The 2,298-nt window shown below is 73.8% G+C and carries 1 protein-coding gene and 1 pseudogene; both read right to left on the reverse strand.

Translation table 11 applies throughout. The features are described from left to right. Window positions 1-191: 191 nt before the first annotated feature. Window positions 192-689 (reverse strand): hypothetical protein, encoded by a 498-nt coding sequence (locus ACWF94_RS38990; protein WP_453499798.1) that lies wholly within the window; start codon window positions 687-689, stop codon window positions 192-194. Between the two features lie 497 nt (window positions 690-1,186). Further along, window positions 1,187-2,298: pseudogene (locus ACWF94_RS38995) on the reverse strand (type I polyketide synthase); the annotation flags it as partial.

The raw sequence follows: 2,298 nt of genomic DNA on the forward strand, positions 1-2,298 counted from the left end.
GAGTCGTACCGCCGGCGCGGTGGCGACCGGACCCCGGCGCCGACGAGGCTCCCGGCGACGTCATCGCCCTCGGGGGAGTCGGCCGCAAGCCCTGATCAGCCAAGGCCCCGCCGGGGCGTGCCGCGGCCCCGCCGGGCGGGGCCTGGTCCCGCCGGTCCGGAGCCGGTTCCGCTGGATCCGGTGGTCCGGGCTCAGGACGCGGCGTCGGCCGGGCGCCCCTCGCCGGCCATGAACCGCCACACCAGCCCGTGCCCCATGAGCACCACCAGGCTCAGCAGCATCGCCTCCACCTGGATCGGCCGCAGTTCGACGACATCGGCCACTTCCGGAGCCGATCCCACCACCGCGATCAGGAGATAGAGCAGCGCGGTCACCAGCTGGGGCAGGGTGACCGACGTGGCCGTGGTGTCGCGGGCGCTGCGCGCGAGCAGCCGCAGGGTCGACACACAGCCGACCACGGCGAGGACGACAAAGCTGGCCCGCCAGATCTCGGGCGTCTCGACACCCCCGACCTGAGCGAAAAGACCCATCAGCCCGGGCAGCAGGAACGAGAGATAGATCCCGCCCACGACCCGGCGCATCGCGGGCACCCGCAGCCACTCCGGATGGCTCTGCACCACGTTCCACCACAGGCCCACCAGGGTGAAACAGGTGGCCGAGAAGAGTGCGTAGAACGTCGTGACATCCACGGGACCTCCTGCGGTCGTAGCGTCCGGACCGGCTGCGGCCCGTGCGACTGGGGGCCGTCCGCCGCGCGGGGCGGACCACCCGCACCGCGTTTCGCCCCGCGAGCGCGCACGCGATCCTCGCGCGCGGGTCGGTGCCGTCACCGGCACACCTCCGGCACGCGGGTCGAGCGTCCCACGCCGATGCGTCCGGGGTGGTGGACCGACACCCTGCCGGGGGCGCCGAGTCCCGAGTCACCGGCGCGCGGTCCACGGCCTCCGGCCCGGCTCACGGCCCATCCGCCGGCCGTCCCGCGCTTCCGGCATCGTCACGCCCCCCGTGATGCTCCAGGCGTGTGGCGGTGACCTTGGGGCCACAGCGCCCGGCCGGAGACCCCACCCGGGCCCGAGGACCGCGGATGGGGTCGTCTCCTGTACCACCGGGCCACGAGAGCCTTCTACGGGCCGGGCGGGCCGGGCGGGACAGTCCGGGACAGTCGGCGGGACTGTCGCAGGACGCCCTAGCGGGCGGCGGGCACCGGGTCGGCGTGGAGTGCGGGGACGACGCGTGGCGGTGCCGACAGAGCGGCGAAGAGGCGGTCCGTGTCCAGCGTGACCCCGGCGGCGGCGAGTTCGGCGAGGGCCCGGCAGAACTGGGGCACGGCCCGGCTGCCCGGGGCGTCGAGAGCGACGGCGAGATACTCGCGTTCACCGAGGGCGGCCCGTACGGAAGCGGTGCTCATGCCGCCAGGACCGTGCTCAAGGAAGATCCGGACACCGTCCGCCCAGGCGTTGTTCACCGTGGCGTGCAGATCGATCCTGCCGATCATCTGATCGGTCAGGGCGTCGGCGACACCCTCACGCGTGGGGAGGTAGGCGGTCGTGCGGGACCCGCTGTAGAAGCGGACACCGGGCACGGCCGCGGTCGGGCGGGTCAGCAGGGCGCGCAGGAGACCGCCGATCTCCGCCGCCTCCGGTACATGGGCCGCTGTGTCGAACCCGGTGGGGGTGGCGCACTCCGGGAAGTGACGGGCGACGACCCGCCGGCAGGCGTCCGTCTCCCCGCCGACGACACAGGATTCGGGCGCGTACACCGACATCAGATGGACCGAAGGCAGGGGGTCGACGACGGCCCGCACCCGGTCGGTGGGTGCGTTCACCCAGTAGCTCATCCAGCTCGCGCCCGGGACTCCCGTACGCCGCCACACCTGCCGCAGCGCGCGGAACTCGCCGGACAGCTCATGCGAGAAGATACGGGAGCCGACGGCGTCCCGGAGGTGTCCTGGCACGTCCGACCAGACGCCGAGCGCATGGGCGGCGGCCACCTCGCCGGTACAGAAGCCGATCGACGCGGCAGGCCGGATGCCCAGCAGATCACGGGTCAGCGCGGTGTGGAACGTACTGAGCAGAATGCTGGCGACGAGCTGTTCCAGCGGGTCGGCGGGTGTCGAGTGCCGGCCGAACCCCGAGGCGTCGAACGGGGTGCCGGGGACCGTGGCGGCGACGCCGGCGGCCGTCGGACGGAACGCCTGGCCGAGCCCGCTGCCCATGCCGGGGTAGGTGGCCGCCGCGTTGGTGAAGACGAAGGCCGTCTCGCCCCGCAGCGGGGCGTCCCGGTACGCCACCCCGGGTG

Source organism: Streptomyces sp. NPDC055078, assembly GCF_053607985.1.